The 19449-nt window shown below is 59.6% G+C and carries 22 protein-coding genes; 14 read left to right on the top strand and 8 right to left on the bottom strand.

Features of this window, described 5'->3' with window-relative positions; genetic code table 11:
• Positions 1-4 precede the first annotated feature (4 nt).
• From J2T09_RS16295 to J2T09_RS16310, 4 genes are read left to right on the top strand one after another with little or no spacing between them, the layout of a single operon-like run.
• A complete protein-coding gene (locus J2T09_RS16295) occupies positions 5-1108 on the top strand; it encodes an ABC transporter permease (protein WP_306836510.1) in 1104 nt (367 codons plus the stop codon).
• A 5-nt stretch (positions 1109-1113) separates the two neighbouring features.
• Entirely contained in the window at positions 1114-2085 is a 972-nt protein-coding gene (locus J2T09_RS16300; RefSeq protein ID WP_306836514.1) for an ABC transporter permease, read from the top strand.
• Between the two features lies 1 nt (position 2086).
• Entirely contained in the window at positions 2087-2479 is a 393-nt protein-coding gene (locus tag J2T09_RS16305) for a cytidine deaminase (RefSeq protein ID WP_306836516.1), read from the top strand.
• A gap of 10 nt (positions 2480-2489) precedes the next feature.
• Positions 2490-3299, top strand: coding sequence for a purine-nucleoside phosphorylase (locus J2T09_RS16310; RefSeq protein ID WP_306836518.1), 810 nt, complete (start codon positions 2490-2492; stop codon positions 3297-3299).
• Positions 3300-3308: 9 nt separating this feature from the next.
• Here J2T09_RS16310 and J2T09_RS16315 read toward each other — a convergent pair whose 3' ends face one another.
• On the bottom strand, positions 3309-3506 hold the full coding sequence (locus J2T09_RS16315) for a hypothetical protein (protein WP_306836520.1): 198 nt from the start codon (positions 3504-3506) through the stop codon (positions 3309-3311).
• A 24-nt stretch (positions 3507-3530) separates the two neighbouring features.
• Between J2T09_RS16315 and deoC the strand changes: the two genes are divergently transcribed.
• Together deoC and deoA are read left to right on the top strand one after the other, a co-directional pair.
• On the top strand, positions 3531-4301 hold the full coding sequence (deoC, locus tag J2T09_RS16320; RefSeq protein ID WP_306836522.1) for a deoxyribose-phosphate aldolase: 771 nt from the start codon (positions 3531-3533) through the stop codon (positions 4299-4301).
• A gap of 6 nt (positions 4302-4307) precedes the next feature.
• Positions 4308-5618 (top strand): thymidine phosphorylase, encoded by a 1311-nt coding sequence (gene deoA, locus J2T09_RS16325; protein WP_306836524.1) that lies wholly within the window; start codon positions 4308-4310, stop codon positions 5616-5618.
• Here the strand turns inward: deoA and J2T09_RS16330 are convergent, their stop codons facing one another.
• The 7 genes from J2T09_RS16330 to J2T09_RS16360 all read right to left on the bottom strand — a co-directional run bounded on the left by J2T09_RS16330 (position 5619) and on the right by J2T09_RS16360 (position 11202).
• Complete coding sequence (locus tag J2T09_RS16330) at positions 5619-6140, bottom strand: TIGR02281 family clan AA aspartic protease (protein WP_306836527.1); 522 nt, start codon at positions 6138-6140, stop codon at positions 5619-5621.
• A 119-nt stretch (positions 6141-6259) separates the two neighbouring features.
• On the bottom strand, positions 6260-6889 hold the full coding sequence (gene upp, locus J2T09_RS16335) for a uracil phosphoribosyltransferase (protein ID WP_306836530.1): 630 nt from the start codon (positions 6887-6889) through the stop codon (positions 6260-6262).
• A gap of 66 nt (positions 6890-6955) precedes the next feature.
• The gene (locus J2T09_RS16340; RefSeq protein ID WP_306836532.1) at positions 6956-7978 is read right to left on the bottom strand and encodes an adenosine deaminase; all 1023 of its coding nucleotides are present in this window, start codon (positions 7976-7978) and stop codon (positions 6956-6958) included.
• The gene (locus J2T09_RS16345; RefSeq protein WP_306836534.1) at positions 7978-9198 is read right to left on the bottom strand and encodes a phosphopentomutase; all 1221 of its coding nucleotides are present in this window, start codon (positions 9196-9198) and stop codon (positions 7978-7980) included. The genes J2T09_RS16340 and J2T09_RS16345 overlap by 1 nt, the downstream gene beginning before the upstream one ends.
• Before the next feature lie 119 nt (positions 9199-9317).
• Entirely contained in the window at positions 9318-9971 is a 654-nt protein-coding gene (locus J2T09_RS16350) for a TadE/TadG family type IV pilus assembly protein (protein WP_373458487.1), read from the bottom strand.
• Positions 9968-10594: a TadE/TadG family type IV pilus assembly protein gene (locus J2T09_RS16355; protein ID WP_373458490.1), complete on the bottom strand. Its 627-nt coding sequence runs from the start codon at positions 10592-10594 to the stop codon at positions 9968-9970. Before J2T09_RS16355 ends, J2T09_RS16350 begins: the two co-directional genes overlap by 4 nt.
• Positions 10595-10797: 203 nt before the next feature.
• Positions 10798-11202 (bottom strand): pilus assembly protein N-terminal domain-containing protein, encoded by a 405-nt coding sequence (locus tag J2T09_RS16360; RefSeq protein ID WP_306836538.1) that lies wholly within the window; start codon positions 11200-11202, stop codon positions 10798-10800.
• Between the two features lie 397 nt (positions 11203-11599).
• Here J2T09_RS16360 and J2T09_RS16365 point away from each other — a divergent pair, with 397 nt between their 5' ends.
• The 8 genes from J2T09_RS16365 to J2T09_RS16400 all read left to right on the top strand — a co-directional run bounded on the left by J2T09_RS16365 (position 11600) and on the right by J2T09_RS16400 (position 19440).
• Positions 11600-11785, top strand: coding sequence for a Flp family type IVb pilin (locus J2T09_RS16365; RefSeq protein WP_306836540.1), 186 nt, complete (start codon positions 11600-11602; stop codon positions 11783-11785).
• 116 nt (positions 11786-11901) lie between these two features.
• Positions 11902-12426: an A24 family peptidase gene (locus tag J2T09_RS16370; protein ID WP_306836543.1), complete on the top strand. Its 525-nt coding sequence runs from the start codon at positions 11902-11904 to the stop codon at positions 12424-12426.
• 118 nt (positions 12427-12544) lie between these two features.
• Entirely contained in the window at positions 12545-13342 is a 798-nt protein-coding gene (gene cpaB / locus J2T09_RS16375) for a Flp pilus assembly protein CpaB (RefSeq protein ID WP_306836544.1), read from the top strand.
• On the top strand, positions 13339-14844 hold the full coding sequence (locus J2T09_RS16380; protein ID WP_306836546.1) for a type II and III secretion system protein family protein: 1506 nt from the start codon (positions 13339-13341) through the stop codon (positions 14842-14844). The genes cpaB and J2T09_RS16380 overlap by 4 nt, the downstream gene beginning before the upstream one ends.
• 59 nt (positions 14845-14903) lie before the next feature.
• Positions 14904-15593 carry a CpaD family pilus assembly protein gene (locus J2T09_RS16385; RefSeq protein WP_306836548.1) on the top strand — a complete coding sequence of 230 codons (690 nt, stop codon included), beginning with the start codon at positions 14904-14906 and terminating at the stop codon, positions 15591-15593.
• A 43-nt stretch (positions 15594-15636) separates the two neighbouring features.
• Positions 15637-16911, top strand: coding sequence for an AAA family ATPase (locus J2T09_RS16390; RefSeq protein WP_373458491.1), 1275 nt, complete (start codon positions 15637-15639; stop codon positions 16909-16911).
• Between the two features lie 32 nt (positions 16912-16943).
• Entirely contained in the window at positions 16944-18425 is a 1482-nt protein-coding gene (locus J2T09_RS16395) for a CpaF family protein (RefSeq protein WP_306836550.1), read from the top strand.
• A gap of 1 nt (position 18426) precedes the next feature.
• On the top strand, positions 18427-19440 hold the full coding sequence (locus J2T09_RS16400) for a type II secretion system F family protein (protein WP_306836552.1): 1014 nt from the start codon (positions 18427-18429) through the stop codon (positions 19438-19440).
• Positions 19441-19449 lie beyond the last annotated feature (9 nt).

The raw sequence follows: 19449 nt of genomic DNA on the forward strand, positions 1-19449 counted from the left end.
TAATATGAGTACAGCCTCCGTCCCACTTCCCAATTGGATCAGCTACGGCGTTCTGCCGGTGCTGAACCTTCTGGTTGCCTTTTTCATTTCCGGCCTCGTGGTCTGGTCGATCGGCGAAAACCCGTTTCAGGCACTGAAACTGCTGATCGAAGGCGCGCTCGGTCGTGGTGAAGCGATCGGCTTCACCCTGTTCTACACGACGAGCTTCATCTTCACCGGCCTGTCCGTCGCCGTCGCGTTTCATGCCGGCCTGTTCAATATCGGTTCGGAAGGCCAGGCCTATGTCGGCGGTCTCGGTGCGGCACTCGTGGCGCTGGCGCTCGATCATTACGTGCCGTGGTATGTGACCATGCCGTTCGCCGTCATCGGCGCGGCGCTGTTCGGTGCCGCCTGGGCCTTCATTCCGGCATGGCTGCAGGCCAAGCGCGGCAGCCACGTGGTCATCACCACGATCATGTTCAACTTCATCGCCGCGGCGCTGATGGTGTACCTGCTGGTCAATGTCTTCATCGTTCCCGGCAAGATGGCACCGGAAACCCGCACTTTTCTGCCGGGTGGACAATTGCCGAAGCTCGACTGGCTGATGGCGCTGTTCGGCATGAAACTGGGACCTGCCCCGTTCAACGTCTCCTTCATCATCGCGCTGGTAATGTGTTACCTCGTCTGGCTGCTGATCTGGCGCAGCAAGCTCGGTTATGAAATGCGCACGCTCGGCATTTCGCCGTCGGCCGCCGTTTATGCCGGCATTCCCTATTCGCGTACGGTCATCATCGCCATGCTGATCTCCGGCGGTCTTGCCGGCATGATGGCGCTCAACCCGGTCATGGGGGCGTCCGCCCGTTTGCAGGTGGAGTTCGTGGCTGGTGCCGGTTTTGTCGGTATCGCGGTGTCGCTGATGGGCCGCAGCCATCCGCTCGGCATCGTTTTTGCGGCATTCCTGTTCGGCATCCTCTATCAGGGTGGTGCCGATCTTTCGTTTGAAATGCCCAATATCACCCGCGAAATGATCGTCGTCATCCAGGGTCTCGTCATCCTGTTTGCCGGTGCGCTCGAATATATGTTCCGCCCGGCCGTGGTGCGGATCTACCAGACGCTGAGTGGGAAGTGACCGCCATGGATTATTTCGACATCTTTGTCAGCATCCTCGGATCCACCATCCGGCTTTCGATCCCGCTGATCTTTACAGCACTTGCAGGCCTGTTCTCCGAACGCGCCGGCATTGTCGATATCGGCCTTGAGGGCAAGATGCTGGCTGCCGCCTTTGCGGCCGCCTGTCTTGCCTATGTCAGCGGCAGTGCCTGGATCGGCCTGCTCGGCGGCATCGGCATTTCGATCGGCTTTTCGATGATCCACGGTTTTGCCTCGATCACCAATCGCGGCAACCAGATCGTGTCCGGCGTGGCGCTGAACTTCATCGCTGCCGGCCTCACCATCGTGCTCGGGCAGGCCTGGTTCAGTCAGGGTGGCCGCACGCCGGGCCTGACGGGCGATGCGCGCTTCTCGCCGATTATCCTGCCGGGTGCGGATTTCATGCGTGACGTGCCGATCGTCGGCCCACTGTATGCGAACGTGATTTCCGGCAACAATATTCTTACCTATCTGGCCTTTGCGGCCGTGCCGTTGTCATGGTGGATTCTCTATCGCACGCGTTTCGGCCTGCGCCTGCGCGCGGTCGGTGAAAATCCGGCAGCGGTGGATACGGCCGGCATTTCGGTGTCCTGGCTGAGGTTCCGCGCGCTGATCGTGACCGGTATTCTCGGTGGTTTTGCCGGCGCCTATCTGGCGATCGCCCAGTCGGCGGCCTTCATCAACAACATGTCGGCCGGCAAGGGGTATATCGCGCTCGCAGCCCTCATCTTCGCCAAGTGGAAGCCGGTGCCTGTCATGCTCGCCTGCCTTCTGTTCGGTTTCCTCGATGCCGTGGCAAACTTCATGCAGGGCAAGTCCATCCCCATGATCGGCGAAGTGCCGGTGCAGATCTTCCAGGCGCTTCCTTACGTTCTCACCTGCATTCTGCTGGCCGGTTTCATCGGCATCGCTCACCCGCCCAAGGCCGGTGGCGTGCCTTATGTGAAGGAGCGTTGATATGGCGCATGATCTGTTCGAAGCCGCCCGCGAGGCCATGGCGAAGGCTTATGCGCCTTACTCAAAATTTCCTGTCGGTGCGGCCATCCGCGCCGAGGACGGCAAAGTCTATGTCGGCGCCAATATAGAGAACCTGTCCTTTCCCCAAGGCTGGTGCGCCGAACCGACGGCGATCGGCGCGATGATCATGGGCGGCGGCCGCCGCATCAAGGAAATCGCGGTGATTGCCGAAAAGCTGGCGCTCTGCCCGCCCTGTGGTGGTTGCCGCCAGAAGATTGCCGAGTTCGCCGGTCCCGATACCCGCGTCTATCTCTGCGATGAACAGGGCGTGCAGAAAACCATGACGATGGAAGAACTGCTGCCCTTTTCCTTCAAGACCGACGTTATCGGTTGAGGGGCAGAGCATGACCGAGGGTTTGAACAGCGTCATCGATCTTCTCGTCGAACGTCTGAACGGCCTCGTGCCGCGGCATGCGATCGTGCTCGGCTCGGGGCTTGGGCCGATCGTCAATGAAGTGACCGATCCGATCCGCATTCCTTACGGCGATCTCGCCGGTTTCCCCAAGGGCGGCGTCAGCGGCCATGCGGGCGAACTGGTGGCCGGTTATCTCGGCCGCGAGCCGGTGATCATGCTGTCGGGCCGCACCCATTATTACGAGCACGGCGATGCCAATGCCATGCGTGCGCCAATCGAAATTCTGGCAGGCTTGGGCGTACAGGCGCTGATCCTCACCAATTCCGCGGGCTCGGTGCGCGAGGACATGCCGCCGGGTTCGGTCATGCAGATCACCGATCACATCAACTATTCCGGCATGAACCCGCTGATCGGCGAGGCAAGCGACCGACGTTTCGTCGGCCTGACCAATGCCTATGATGTCGAACTCGCAGAGGCGATGCGCAACGCCGCCATCCGCCGCGGCGTGCCGCTGTTTTCCGGCGTTTACATGTGGTTTTCCGGGCCGAGCTTCGAAACGCCGGCGGAAATCCGCATGGCGCGGGTTCTGGGCGCGGATGCGGTCGGCATGTCCACCGTGCCGGAGGTCATCCTGGCGCGTTATTTCGGCTTGAAAGTAGCGGCGGCCTCCGTGGTCACCAATTTCGCGGCCGGCATGACGGGTGCTGAACTCAGCCATGACGAAACCAAGGATATGGCGCCGATCGGTGGTGCACGCCTTGCTTCGATCCTGTCGGAAATGTTTCTTCAGCCGGATTGATGTTCCCAATCATCGATTGATTTCAAATGGTTGGAAATGGATAGGCTCGCCGGGTTGCCAGCGGGTGATCGGGTGGTAAATATGGCTTCCCAACAGATTTCCGCCGTTTGCATTGCCATGCGTCATAAAGGACGCATCAACGGCGCTGTAAGACTTTAGAATCTGCCTATCCTGTCTTCCGAAATCGGTTTCGATTTTCGGACCCATGCATGAACTTCGGAGGTACTGACCATGGAGCTTAAAAGCCCTCGCGAGGCGGCGTCTTTTGCGCTTTCGCTTCTCGACCTCACCAACCTGCGCGACGATTGCGACAATGCCGCCATCGAAAACCTGTGCCTGCGCGCGCAGACGCCCTATGGCCACAGCGCGGCCATCTGCATCTGGCCACGTTTTGTGGCGCATGCTCGTGGCATTCTGGGCGAGGGGCATGTCGTGCGCATTGCCACCGTGGTGAACTTTCCGTCCGGCGATCTGACTGTCGCCGAGGTCGTGAAGGAAACCGAGCAGGCCGTGGCGGACGGTACCGATGAAATCGATCTGGTCATTCCCTATCGCGCCTTTATTGCCGGCGATGAAGCGGCCGTCACCACCATGGTCGAGGCCGTGCGAAGTGCCTGCCCGAATTCGTGCCTCAAGGTCATTATCGAGACCGGCGAACTGAAGGAACGTGCCCTTATCCGCCGGGCTTCGGAACTGGCCATCGAAGCCGGTGCGGATTTCATCAAGACCTCCACCGGCAAGGTTGCCGTCAACGCGACGCTGGAAGCCGCCGATATCATGCTGCAGGTGATCCGCGATTCGAAAAAGCGGGTCGGTTTCAAGCCTGCCGGTGGTGTCGGTACGGTTGCCGATGCCGATCTTTACCTGCGTTCCGCCGAAACCATCATGGGCGCCAACTGGATCATGCCGTCCACCTTCCGGTTTGGCGCATCCAGCCTGCTCGACGATATTCTGGCGGTTCTGTCGGGCAATGGCTCCGCCCGCGCATCCGGCGGTTATTGATCCGGCATGATCCCGCAGGAGATCATCCGCCGTAAACGCGATGGCGAGACGCTCGCGGCTGACGAGATCGCCGCCTTCATCCGCGCCATGAGCGAGGACCGAATCTCGGAAGGCCAGGTGGCGGCCTTCGCCATGGCGGTGTTCTTTCGCGGCATGTCGCGTGATGAAACCATCGCGTTGACACTTGCCATGCGTGACAGTGGCGATGTGCTTTCCTGGGGCGATATCGCCCGGCCGATTGCCGACAAACATTCCACCGGCGGTGTCGGCGACAATGTTTCGCTGATGCTTGCCCCCATTGTTGCCGCCTGCGGGTTGGCGGTGCCGATGATTTCCGGCCGTGGCCTTGGCCATACCGGCGGCACGCTGGACAAGCTGGAAGCCATTCCCGGTTACAGCATCATGCCGGAGGAAACACTGTTCCGCCGCACGGTGGATGAGGTCGGCTGCGCCATCATCGGCCAGACCGCCGATCTCGCACCGGCTGACCGGCGGCTTTACGCCATCCGTGATGTCACGGCGACGGTTGAATCTGTACCGCTGATCACGGCCTCCATTCTGTCCAAGAAGCTTGCTGCCGGTCTGCAGACGCTGGTCATGGACGTGAAAGTCGGCAATGGCGCCTTCATGAACAGTCTCGCTGATGCGGAAATTCTGGCCCGCTCGCTGGTGGATGTCGCCAATGGTGCGGGTGTCAAAACCTCTGCTCTGATCACCGATATGAACCAGCCGCTCGCCGATGCCGCCGGCAATGCGCTGGAAATCGTCAATTGCGTGGATTTTCTGCGGGGCGACAAGGCGGGCACACGGCTGGAAACGGTGGTTCTGGCTTTTGCCGCGGAAATGCTGGTTCAGTCCGGTACCGCCGGCAGCCTGTCCGACGGAGAGCAGGCCGCAAGGTCAGCGCTGGAAAGCGGCCGAGCAGCGGACGTTTTTGGCCGCATGGTGCATGCGCTGGGTGGGCCGTCGGATTTTCTGGAGCGTTCGCAGGATTATCTCCCCGCCGCGCCCGTGCAGTTTGCCGTGCCCGCAGTTCGGGATGGTTATCTTGCCCGGTACGACACGCGCGCGCTCGGCATGGCGGTGGTGGAACTTGGGGGAGGGCGTCGCCGTGCCGCCGATGCCATCGATCACCGTGTCGGCTTGAATGGCCTGATGCCGCTTGGCACCGAGATCGCGAAAGGTGAACCCATCGCGTTCGTTCATGCTGCAAATGAAAAGGATGCCGTACGCATCGTCGCCGACGTGGCGCAGTTTTTCACGATCGAGGACGATGCTCCGGCCCAGGCTTCGCCTGTCCTGAAGCGGATCGGCTGATCACTGCACCAGTGTCAGCCCGCCATCCTGCACTTGATAGGAGCGGAGTTTCGACAGAAAACTCATGCCGACCAGCGTGCCGCTCAAGGCCTTGTCACGCAGAACCATGGCTTCGACATTGCGCACCCGCACCGTGCCGATCTCGACGCGATCGAGGATGATCAGTGCTGCACCCGTCCGGCCATTGGCGGTATCGACACTGTAGCGGAAATCGAGCCCATTGCCGGTAAAGCCGAGACGGCGGGCCGTCGTTTCATTGATGGCGACCGTCGATGCGCCGGTATCGATCATCCCCTCGATTGCCCTGCCATTCATCTGGAAGGTGCCGAAAAAATGCCCGCGCCCATCCGCCTTGAGGCTGATGCGGCCCTGGGGCAGGGCGGCCTTCTGTATTTTGGGCGCTGCCGGTACCTGCTCGGTGACGACGTCGGTCTGGCGTTGTTGCATATGCTCGAAGAAGCGCGGAACCTGCGTGGCGGCCAAGACGGCGACGGAAGCAAAAATGGCGGTGCGCAGCAGCATGATCGTCTCTGGCGTGATGAAATCAGGCCGCACCATAATGCCTGCAATGATAAAAAAGCGGCCCGCGGAATGATCCACGAGCCGCCAATCTGGTAACGCGGTTAAGAAAATCTGACCGCTTACTTGGTGCCGTACATGCGGTCGCCGGCATCGCCGAGACCGGGCACGATATAGCCCTTTTCGTTCAGGTAGCTATCGACGGAGGCCGTGTAGATCTTGACGTCCGGATGGGCTTCCTGAAAGTTCTTGATGCCTTCGGGAGCGGCCAGAAGGCAAAGGAAGCGGATGTTCTTGGCGCCGCGTTCCTTCAGCTTCTGGATGGCCGCGATTGCCGAATTGCCGGTGGCCAGCATCGGATCGACGACAATGATCAGGCGCTCGTCGAGGCTGTCGGGTGCTTTGAAGTAATATTCGACCGGCTGCAGCGTATCGTGGTCGCGGTAAAGGCCGATATGCGAAACACGGGCAGACGGCACGAGTTCGAGCATGCCTTCGAGCAGGCCGTTGCCGGCGCGCAGGATCGAGACGAAAACCAGCTTCTTGCCTTCGACGATCGGCGCCTGCATCTCGGTGATCGGCGTTTCGATCGTCTCCAGCGTCAGCTCGAGATCACGCGTGACCTCGTAACACAGAAGCATGGAAATTTCGCGCAGCAACCGGCGGAAACCGGCCGTCGAGGTTTCCTTCTTGCGCATGATGGTGAGCTTGTGCTGGACGAGCGGATGGTCAATGACGGTGACGCCGTTCATGGGAATGCCTTCCGGGGATGTTGGAGTTTTCCTCTTCTGTCATGGAAGGCGCAGGAATCCAAGAGTTCAGGCGTCTTTCACATCCGCTTTCGCACTTGTTTGCACATATGCGTCAAAACGTTCCAGCAAGGCGCTACGGGTCGTCTCGTCGACAAAGGCCGCCTCCAGCGAGGTGCGCGTCATGGTGTCGATCTCCTGGCGATCAAAACCCATCTCCTCGGCAGCAATGCGGTATTCGCGCGAAAGCGAAGTGCCGAAAAAAGGCGGATCGTCGGAACTGATCGTCACGCGAACGCCGGCGTCCTTCAACCGGCGCAGAGGATGCGCCTGGAAATCGGGATAGACATCGAGCGCGATATTCGAGCCCGGGCAGACTTCCAGCACGGTGCCGGTTTCCGCCAGCCGTTCCACCAGACCCTCATCCTCGATGGCGCGCACCCCATGGCCGATCCGCGATGGCTGGATGATGTCGAGCGCATCCGCAACACTGAAGGCACCGCAGACCTCGCCGGCATGAATTGTCAGGCCCAGACCCGCGTCACGGGCGATATCGAAGGCGCGCGCATAATCTGCAACCCGCCCCATCCGTTCTTCGCCGGCCATGTTGAAACCGGTCACCAGCGGATTTTTCGCGCGCTTTGCGTATTCGGCAGCGCCGACCACCCGATCGACGCCAAAATGACGTTCGCCGGTGACGATGATACGCGCTTCGATCCCGGTCTTTTCCTTCGCGGCAAAAATGCCGTCGCAAATGCCGGCGATATAGGCGTCGGCGCCAAGACCGATGCGGTCGCCATGATCGGGCGAAACGATGATCTCGCTGTAGATCGTGTTTATGGACGCAAGTTCGCTCAGGTAGGTTTCGGTCAGCAGAGCATAATCCGCCTGCGTGCGAAACAGCGATGCCACCGCATCGTAGCAGATAATGAACTCGGCAAAATCCGACCAGACATATTGGCCGTCACGCAGAATAGTGCCGATATCGACCCCGTATTTCTGTGCCTGGCGCAAGCTCAGTTCCGGCGGTGCCGCACCCTCGATATGGCAGTGGATCTCCGCCTTCAGCATGCCTGCCGTTTCAAATGCCATTACAGAAAACTCCGTCCCTGCCGACCGGCAGCAATTCCAAGATGGGCGGCGATGGTTTCGCCGATATCGGCATAACTCTGGCGAATGCCGATGTCGCGGGCGCGGATGCCGGGGCCGAGCGCCATCACCGGCACGCGTTCACGCGTATGGTCGGTGCCGCGCCATGTCGGATCGCAGCCATGGTCGGCGGTCATGATCAGAAGATCGCCGGGTTTCATTTTCGCGTGCACTTCCGGCAGACGTCTGTCGAACTCTTCCAGCGCTGCTGCATAACCTGCAACATCGCGGCGATGCCCGTAGAGCATGTCGAAATCGACGAAATTGGTGAAGACTAGATTACCATGTTCGGCCCGGTCGATGGCTTCCAGCGTCCGGTCCATCAGCGCGGCATTGCCATTGGCCTTGATGACGTCGGTAACGCCGCGATGGGCGAAAATGTCGCCCACCTTGCCGACAGCCAGAACCTTGCGCTCGGCAGCGACGAGACGATCAAGCAGCGTGTCCTCCGGCGGTGGCACGGAAAAATCGCGGCGATTACCGGTGCGCTCGAAGGTCGATGGCGTTTCGCCGATGAAGGGGCGGGCGATGACACGGCCGATATTGAGCGGATCGAGCAATTTTCGCACCGTGTTGCTCAGTTCCAGCAAACGCTCCAGCCCAAAATGCCGTTCATGTGCGGCGATCTGGAAGACGGAATCGGTCGAAGTGTAGCAGATCGGCTTGCCGGTGCGGATATGCTCTTCGCCATGTTTCTGGATAATGTCGGTGCCGGAGGCATGGCAATTTCCCAGAATGCCCGAGACCTTGCCTTCCTCGCAGATCGCCTCCACCAGATCGGCGGAAAACGCATCGCCGTCGCTTGGAAAATAACCCCAGTCGAACATGACGGGCGTGCCGGCGATTTCCCAATGGCCGGACGGTGTATCCTTGCCGCGCGATACCTCGTTGGCCGCGCCGTGCAGGCCGAACACGCGCTCCGGCACCGGCATGCCGGCCGGAAATTCTCCGCTTGCCATTTTGGCGATATGCAGCAGGCCGAGCGATGAGAGGTTGGGAAGTTTCAGCGGTCCTTCCCGCAAGCCGTCGCGGTTCGCTGCACCGGCGGCGCAGAACTGCGCGATATGACCGAGCGTGTTTGCGCCTTCGTCATTATATTTCGCGGCGTCGCGGGCACCGCCAACGCCAAAGGAATCCAGAACGAAAAGAAAAGCGCGCGCCAATCGGCCCTCCGGCATGTAGCGACAGGTGCCGTGTGGGCACTCGGTCTCGATCAACGCTACATACAGCCTGCCGGCTGGCTTGGCAAAGGCATGGCGGCGACCTCAAGACGCCGGAAAGGTCAGCAATCCGTGCACTTGATTTCGTCGCCGGTCCGCTGCTGGTAGAAGATTTCGCGGTTCATGGTGATCGAGCGGCTCTCGGAAGACATGTTGGTCGGCAAAAACAGCATGAGAGGGTAGGACGCTGCCAGCTCCGTCCGGATCAGGAAGGAGTTTTTGACTTTCATTTCCGTCGGCACGTTCACAGTCGTGCCAACGGAATACGGTGTATTGCCCGTCCGCTGCCACGACCAAAGAACCTTCGCCGTACCGGTGTCATCGATCTTGACGCCGGTGATCTTGATGTTCAGCGGATTGTTTGCCTTCGTCGTCAGACCGTCCACATCGTAGGGCGCGAAAACGCTTTTCGCCGCGTTGGTCATCGTCGAAAGAAACGCCTTGGAGACGTTGTTGGATTGCTGGGCAACAAGGTCACCGACAGTGCCGGCAGCACGCGTTGCACGCTTGGCGAAGCTGAAGCCGATGGTCAGCTCGAAACAGGTCAGGTAGGCGGCAAGCAGGATCGGCGCAATGATTGCGAACTCGACACCGCCGACCCCGTCGCGGTTGCGCAGATAAGCTCTGAATATTAGGAAAATGCCACCCGAGGCAGGCAGTTTTTCATGTGACTGGGAGGAGGCCCGTACAGGCGCCAGCGGAGAAACGTCGCTCACGGGTAATCCTCGTTCTGGAATGTTGCGGTGGCGACGATCAGGAAGTCGCCGGTGCCGTCGGAAGATCGGACGGTGGTCAGCATCGGGCGCACCAGATCGGTGATGACCGGCCAGCGATAATAGGCGCGCAGCATGTTGATGCTTTTGGCGCCGCCGGGCGAATAACCGAAATCCGAAGTTTTCAGGTCCGCATATTTTTCCGTGCTCACGCGTGGAATCCCGGTCGGAATATCAGCAAAGCTCGAAAAGGAGCGCAGATCGAGATACAGACGCGTCGGTGTCGCTATTTCGGCCGCCGAGCAGGAGATCATGACGGAGATTTCCTGGCAGAAGGCCGTTCTGAAGGTTGTCTTGAACGTCGAGCTGTTGGCCGAAGTGGACTGGATCTCTCCCGTCCGCACCTTGCGTGCCATGACATCCACGCCGTTGGAAATCACCTGCTCGCCGATGAAGGCGATGAAGGTCTCGAGAATGGCAAAGACGATCAGGAAATAGGGAATGGCGAGGATCGCAAACTCGATTGCCGCCGCGCCATCATCGGAGCGCCTGAAACGGCGCAGGAGGTGACGTCCACGATCGGTTCGGTCCAGGCCTTTTATATCTGCATTACAATCGGTGCACATGTTCACACGCAGCATAGTTCGGATGCGCGTGATGGTAAGGTTCTTGTGTTGAAAATTGGTTGCTCAGGTGTCGACAGTTTGAATGATGTGTGCCGACGTGACTCGCGAGGCGTAGAATGCACCGTTCGGCGCAGATTTAGGGCGGATACCGATCCGCCTCATAAAGATACAGTGTCTGGTGCTGCAATCTTGCCTTTACAGGATCAGGGCGTGTCCTTGTCCGCCTTGATTTCGGCATGCTCTTCGCAATTGGGTGTGCAGGAGAGAATAGAGCGATCCGTCTGGCGGAAGACGCGAACCGTATTGCCTTCATCGATCGATACGAGAATGCGCTCATCGGCGATCGCGTTGCCGTCCTTGTCGAGAAGCACGAGATTGGTCGTGCCAAAACTGTGGCCGGTCAGCACGATCGTCATCGGGTCCGCCACGGTGGCATCGGCGACTGTGGAGTTGCCGACGATAACCTTGGCGACCGGCCGGTCAAGCTTGAGGACGCGTGCGTGATTCATGTGAACGCGCAGAAGGTCGCCGTCCTGGTCGGCATAAACAGGCGCCGTTGAGGCTAGAATGGAAGAAACGGAGAGTATAATGCTGACGATGCGCGACATTGTCTGGGCTGCCTTTACGCGTGCGATTTGGCGCAAGCATGGGCGCGAATGGTGAATGGCAGGTTAACCCTGGCCTGCTGGCCGGAAATAAGCAGCAACGAAAGCATAGTTTGAAATATTAGTGGCGTCCTTCCTGTGCGCCTCGGGAATTTAAGAACCTAATCGGGTGTCGGGATGGCGATGGTTTTCACAAATATAGAGAGGGAAACGATCTGCGGGATTTTCCGTATATTCTTTGCCTGTTGTTTACCAATCCTTCGGCATTCAGATGTTCATCTTTTGGTAACCGCCTTCGTTAAGCGGATTGAAATCGGCTCTCGCTAGATTGTGCTCAACCGAACAGCGGACAACAGTTGTCGGTAGTGCTGAAGAACAACGTAGAATTTAGGAGAGAAGAATGTCGAAGATTTTTGCTCGTTTCATGAAGGACGAATCTGGTGCGACCGCCATCGAATATGGCCTGATCGCAGCCCTGATTTCCGTCGCTCTGATCGCTGGTGCAACCACGCTCGGTGGCGCTCTGAACAACACGTTCAGCGGCATCTCCACCAAGATGAACGCTGCACAGCAGACCTACAAGTAAGCCACTCGCTTACTGGCCTTCGGGTCATATCTTTGCGAAGCCGCCTCCTCGGGGCGGCTTCGTTTGTTTAAGGAAGCTTTTTGATTGCCGGTTGGCGCAACTGGCGAGGAGGCCGGATGGCAAGTGTGGTTATAACTTATGCGGTTCTCCTGATCCTGCCTGCCGGTCTGGCGCTTGCCGCGATCAGTGATCTGACCCGAATGACCATTCCCAATGCCATCCCCGCGGTGGTGCTGCTGTCGTTTTTTGCATTGGCGCCTTTCGTCGGTCTAGGCTGGCCGGATATCGGCATGAGCCTTGTGGCCGGACTGGCGGTTTTCGCCGTCTGCTTTTCCTTGTTTGCCGCCAATGTCATGGGCGGAGGCGATGCCAAGCTGCTCACCGCTGCCGCCTGCTGGTTCGGCTTCAATCAGTCCCTGTTGATGTTCCTGGTCGCAACCGCCTTTCTCGGCGGCGTGCTCACCATCGCCATTCTTGTGATCCGCGCCCACTCGAACACTGTTCTGGCCATGGGCGTCGCTCTTCCGAAATCATTGACGACGGCCAACAAGATACCTTACGGCATCGGCATCGCTGTTGCAGGTTTCATGACTTATGAGCATGCACCGATCGTTGCATTGGCGATGCGCGCAGCCGGTTAACTTGAGTTTTACTTTCGAAACCAAGCGTTAACCGAAAATGTAAGCGCAGCATTAACCATAATTACACCATTGGCGGCCATTCTCCGGAAAGACTTAAGCAGTCCTTCAGGAAACCGCCATGAAACCCGCTCGCATCATCATCCTCACAGTTGCCGTTGTCGCGGCCGGCTTGGCCGGCCTCCTCGCAATGCAGCTGGGCGGGGGTACCGTACAACAGGCTCAGGAAATCATTCGGCCCGCAGCGACGGTCAACGTCCTCGTTTCTGCCGCCAATCTTCCGGTGGGCTCCAGACTGAATGACGAGTCGTTGCGTTGGGCACAGTGGCCTGTCAGCGGCGTCGTTCAGGGCCTGATCACCGAAAGCGATAGGCCGGACGCCCTGACCGAATTGAACGGCTTCGTCGTTCGCCTGCCTTTGTTCGAAGGCGAACCGGTTCGTGCCGAAAAGGTGGCGGATTCCTCCAGCCGCATCATGTCCTCGCTTCTGCCGGCCGGAAAACGTGCCGTTGCCACTGAAATCTCGGTCGCAACCGGCGCCGGCGGCTTCGTCCTGCCGAATGACCGCGTCGACGTGATCATGGTGCGCAAGGCCGATGATGGCGCGTTCCGCACCGAGGACATTCTCAGCAATATTCGCGTTCTGGCGATCGACCAGCAGATCCAGGAAAATCCGGATGGCTCCAAGGCCGTGGTCGGTACGACCGCGACGCTGGAACTCACGCCGGACCAGGCGAAGGTCATCACCGTCGCACAGCAGATGGCAAACCGCCTGACCCTGGCGCTGCGCTCGGTTGCCGACGCACAGGAGCCGGACACCGGGGCCCCGGATTATCTTCTCGCCGGCGGTGAAAAGGGCCAGGTCCAGGTCATCAAGTCGGGCAAGGTCGTCACGAATGCGCAGGCAGTACAACAATGAACAGGAACGCTCCGGTGGTTAGCTTCAAGAAAAAACTCCGTACCTCGGCTGTGGCGAGCCTGTCCTTCTGTGTCGCATTTTCGGGTTTTCCGATCGGCACGGGCATTCCGGGCTTTGGTCCCGTCGCAGCCCAGGCCGCAGGCGAGAGCATTGTTCGCATCAGCGAGGCGGGGGCTGGCATACGGCGGCGCCTGAAGCTTGGTCTGAACAAGGCGATCGTCGTGGATCTGCCCAAGGATGCCCATGACATTCTGGTGGCCGACCCCAGCATGGCGGATGCAGTAACCCGTACATCGCGGCGCATCTATCTCTTCGGCAAGGCGGTGGGACAGACGAATATCTTCGTGTTCGGGCAGAATGGCGAGGAGATCGTCAGCCTCGATCTGGAAATCGAACGCGATATCGCCGGCCTCGAGCAGAACCTGCGTCGTTTCCTGCCGGATTCCAATATCAAGGTCGAGATCATCTCCGACAACATCGTCCTGACCGGCAGTGTCCGCACACCGCAGGATTCGGCCAAGGCCGTGCAGCTTGCCGGCATCTTCCTCAAGGGTGGTGAAGCGACGACCCGGTCCGAGACCGTTCAGGGCACCAATGGCGGCGATGCGGCGATCTACGCCGAAAATCGCCAGACCTCGCAGATCCAGAACATGCTGACCGTCGAAGGCGAAGATCAGGTGATGCTGAAGATCACCGTTGCTGAAATTCGCCGCGAAGTGGTCAAGCAGCTCGGTTTCGATAATGCGTTCGCGCGCAATGCTTCCGCATCAGGTTCAAACCTGAATGTTCTTGAAGCAATAACCGATGCAGACGGAATACAGGCAACGGGTGTCGGTAATATCGGTAAGCTCAGCATAAGAATGGTCCTGAGCGCACTCGAGCAGGCGAACGCTATCAGAACGTTGGCGGAGCCGACGCTGACAGCGATTTCCGGGCAATCTGCCACGTTCAATTCCGGCGGTGAAATTCTTTACTCCACCGTCGGCCCAGATGGTGTCACGACTGTAACGCCTTACAAATACGGTATTGGTCTTGCGTTCACGCCGACTGTCCTGTCGTCCGGCCGTATCAGTCTGCGTATTCAGACCACTGTTTCCGAGCCGCTGGAAGACAGGTCAGGTGTAGGGGAATTTCGCAAGCGTGACGCCGAAACGGTTGTCGAATTGCCATCCGGTGGATCCATGACGCTTGCCGGCCTGATCCGAGATGATTCCCAGCAAACGATGAGCGGCACGCCGGGTGCATCCAAAATTCCGGTGCTCGGCGCGGCTTTTCGCAGAAAAACTTCGGACCGTAGAGAAACCGAACTGGTCATCATCGCCACGCCCTATCTGGTTCGGCCAACTGCCCGCAACGACCTGTCGCGCCCGGATGACAATTTCAATCCGGCCAGCGACGCGGCCAGCGTTTTCCTCGGTCACGTGAACAAGATCTATGGCCGTCGCGAGGCCGCGCCGCCGAGCGCGCCTTATCACGGCAATGTCGGGTTCATCTACAAATGACCAAAGAGCTTTTCACATCCATCATTCCGGCAGGCAGCGCACAGGAAAGACGCCGACCCATGAGCAAGGCAAAAACATTCGCCCCCGCAGTTTCTGCTGGTCGGCTTCCCGCAGTCGCCGCCGTGCTCGGCCTGGCAGTGCTCGTCACCGGCTGCGCCGACCGTGTCGTCACCGGCTCGGTTCCTGATGATTACCGCACCCGCCACCCGATCGTCGTCGCTGAAGGCCAGAAGACCATCGACATTCCGGTCGCTCATGGTGATCAGGGCCTGACGCGTGGACAGAGCGAAGTCATTGCCGGCTTCGTCGATGAATATCGCCGCGCTTCCACCGGCATCATCCAGATCATGACGCCGAAGGGCTCCATCAATGATGGCGCGGCCGCATCGGCGGTCGGTGATGTGCGCCGCCTCATGGTGCGCATGGGCGTTCCGAAGAACAGGATTCTTCATGTTCGTTACGCAGCGTCTCCCGATGAAGCGGCACCGTTGCGACTGGCCTTCAATGCCGTTACCGCACAGACCAGCGCTTGCGGCGAGTGGCCTGCCGACCTAACGCTGAACACGACCCAGAACGACAACTATTACAATTTCGGCTGCGCCAGCCAGCGCAACCTGGCGGCCCAGATCGCCAATCCGCATGATCTTCTCGGTCCGCGGCGCATGACGCCGCCGGATGCCGCGCAGCGCGGCCAAGTGATGGAGCGCTATCGTGGCGCCTATACCGAACTGAGAGACATGGACAATTGATCGGCGAGATCGTCGCGAAGGAGACACTATCATGATCGGGTCCGTGGAATATCGCGTCAACGCCTCCTCTTCGCAGGCGGAAGACGAAACCACGCGCGAGTCTGAGCTCGACAACATGCGGCCGCTGCCACGCATTTCCGTGCATGTCTTTTGCGAAAGCGATGGCCTGCACCGTGTGATGGAGCGTCTCGCCACTGACCGTCGCATGGCGAAGGTCAATCTGCGCATCACCAGCGGCAGCGTCGATGCCGCAGCCCAGATGTTCGGCTCCACTCCGACGCCGAACCTGATCGTTCTCGAGACGCAGGCGGAACCGCGCAATCTGCTGCAGGAACTGGCACCGCTGGCGCAGGTCTGCGACCCCTCCACCCGCGTTATCCTGATCGGCCGCTACAATGATATCGGCCTTTACCGCGATCTCATCCGTAACGGCATTTCCGAATATATGGTCGCGCCGGTATCGATGTCCGACCTGCTTGCGGCGATTTCGGCGATCTTCGTCGATCCCGACGCCGAGCCGCTCGGACGGTCCATCGCCTTCATCGGCGCCAAGGGTGGTTCCGGTTCGTCGACCATTGCCCATAACTGCGCCTTCGGCATTTCGTCGCTGTTTTCGACCGAAACCATTCTGGCCGATCTCGATCTGGCTTACGGTACGGCCAATATCGATTTCGATCAGGATCCGGCCCAGGGCATTGCCGAGGCCGTGTTCGCGCCGGAACGGCTGGACGAAGTGTTTCTCGATCGCCTGCTGACCAAGTGCTCGCAGCACCTGTCGCTGCTGTCGGCGCCGTCGCTTCTCGATCGTGCCTATGATTTCGATGGTGGCGCATTCCGCCCGGTCATGGAGGTCCTGCAGCGCAGCGCACCCGTTGCCGTGCTCGATGTGCCGCATGCCTGGTCTGAGTGGACGCGTTCGGTGCTGGCCGAGGCCGACGAGGTGGTTATCACGGCGGTGCCGGATCTTGCCAACCTGCGCAACACCAAGAACCTTCTGGATGCATTGAAAAAGCTGCGTCCGAACGACCGTCCGCCGCATCTGGTCCTCAACCAGGTCGGCATGCTCAAGCGGCCGGAAATCGCGCCGGCGGATTTCGTCGAGCCTTTGGAAATGCAGCCGATCGCGATCATTCCGTTCGATACGCAATTGTTCGGCAATGCCGCCAATAGCGGTCGCATGATCGCCGAGGTCGATCCGAAATCGGCGGCTGCGGAAACGTTTTCCCAGATCTCGCATATCGTCACCGGCAGGGCTGCGGTCAAACGCGCCAAGAAGGGTGGCCTCGGAAAAGTGCTTGGCCGCCTGCGCCGCGGCTGAGTTGCAACGTGTCGTAACGACTGGATCTTAGAATGTTTGGAAAACGCGGTAACGAAGGTTTTGGCAAGGCTGGCATCAGCCCGCCCCCGGTTGCGCCACCACCCGTGGTTCAGCCGGAGCCGGCTGCCGTGCGCCCGAGTGTTCCCGAAGTGCTCGTTGAAGGCCCCGGCAAGGCGGTGACGCACCAGCCACCGCCGCCCTCGGCCGCTGCCCGCAAGCGCCCCAGCCGCACCGAAGGTTATTACGATACCAAGAGCCAGGTGTTTTCGGCGCTGATCGATACGATCGACCTGTCGCAGCTGGCCAAGCTCGATGGGGAAAGCGCGCGCGAAGAAATCCGCGACATCGTCAACGACATCATCACCATCAAGAATTTCGCGATGTCGATCTCCGAGCAGGAAGAGCTGCTCGAGGATATCTGCAACGACGTTCTTGGTTACGGTCCGCTGGAGCCGTTGCTGGCGCGTGACGACATCGCCGATATCATGGTCAACGGTTCCGGCCAGACCTTTATCGAAGTCAGCGGCAAGACGATCGAATCCGACATCCGTTTCCGCGACAATCAGCAGCTCCTGTCGATCTGCCAGCGCATCGTCAGCCAGGTCGGCCGTCGCGTCGATGAAAGTTCGCCGATCTGCGACGCCCGTCTTCCGGACGGTTCGCGTGTCAACGTCATTGCGCCGCCACTTGCCATCGATGGTCCGGCGCTCACCATTCGTAAGTTCAAGAAGGACAAGCTCAAGCTCGATCAGCTGGTCAAGTTCGGCTCGATCAGTCCCGAGGGTGCGACGGTCCTGCAGATCATCGGTCGCGTGCGTTGCAACGTCGTCATTTCCGGCGGTACGGGTTCGGGTAAGACCACGCTTCTGAACTGCCTGACCGGCTTCATCGATACCGATGAACGCGTCATCACCTGCGAGGATACGGCCGAACTTCAGCTGCAGCAGCCGCATGTGGTGCGTCTGGAAACCCGCCCGCCCAATATCGAAGGCGAGGGCGAGGTTACCATGCGCGATCTCGTCAAGAACTGCCTGCGTATGCGCCCCGAACGCATCATCGTCGGTGAAGTGCGCGGACCGGAGGTTTTCGACCTGTTGCAGGCGATGAACACCGGTCACGACGGTTCCATGGGCACGATCCACGCCAATACCCCGCGCGAATGCCTCAGCCGTATGGAATCGATGATCGCCATGGGCGGTTTCACGCTGCCGGCCAAGACCGTGCGCGAAATCATCGCCGGCTCGATCGACGTCATCGTTCAGGCCGCACGTCTGCGTGACGGTTCGCGCCGCATCACCCACATCACCGAGGTGATCGGCATGGAAGGCGATGTCATCATCACCCAGGATCTGATGCGTTACGAGATCGAGGGCGAAGATGCCAATGGCCGCCTGATCGGTCGCCACAAGTCGACGGGCATCGTCAAGCCGCATTTCTGGGATCGCGCCCGTTATTTCAACGAGGATCGTCGTCTGGCCGCTGCGCTCGACGAGATGGAAAAGAAGTCGGATTGATATGTTCGGTCTGGATCCAATCGTATTGGGCGTTATTGCCCTCGCCGCCGTCTCGGCGGGAGCCGTGGCCTACGGTTTTCTGTTCACGCGCCTTGAGACGGAAAAGAAAACCGAAACCCGTCTCAACCGCGTCAAGGCGGCCGATAGCGATGTCGGCCGTGCCAAGGCCGCGCGCGACCGCGTTCAGGAAATGTCGAAACGCCGCAAGTCGGTGCAGGACAGCCTGAAGGAGCTGGAAAAGAAACAGCAGGAAGACTCCCGCAGGAAAGCCGACAAAAGCGTGAAGAGCCGGCTGGCGCAATCGGGAAAATCCTGGACCGTCACGCAATTCTACATGGTCAGCTTCGTACTCGGCCTGTTTCTGGGCGTGATACTTCTCGTCGTCGGTCTGCCGATCTATGCCGCCCTCGGCGCCGGTTTCGTGGCCGGTATCGGTTTGCCGCGCTGGGTGCTCGGCTTCATCGTCAAGCGCCGCCAGAACAAGTTTCTCGAAGAATTTCCCAATGCCCTCGACGTCATGGTCCGGTCGATCAAGTCCGGCCTGCCACTCAACGACGCCATGCGGCTGATCGCCAGCGATGGCCAGGAACCGGTGAAGGGCGAGTTTCGCCGCGTCATCGAATCGCAGCAGGTGGGCCTGAGCATTCCGGAAGCCTGCGCCCGCATGACACAGACCATGCCGCTGTCGGAGGTCAATTTCTTTTCCATCGTTATCGCCTTGCAGAGCCAGGCGGGCGGCAACCTGTCCGAGGCCATCGGTAACCTGTCGAAAGTGCTGCGTGAACGTCGCAAGATGAAGGCGAAGGTCAGCGCGCTATCGATGGAAGCCAAGGCCTCGGCCGCGATTATCGGTGCCCTGCCGTTCATCGTCGCGACGCTCGTTTCCATCACGTCACCGCATTACATGATGATCCTTTTCACCGATCCGCGTGGCCACCTGATCATGGTCGGCTCCGCAATCTGGATGTCGATCGGCATTTTCGTCATGCGCAACATGATCAACTTCGACATCTGAGGACAGGAT

This window comes from Neorhizobium huautlense (assembly GCF_030811685.1).
Taxonomy (GTDB): domain Bacteria; phylum Pseudomonadota; class Alphaproteobacteria; order Rhizobiales; family Rhizobiaceae; genus Neorhizobium; species Neorhizobium huautlense_A.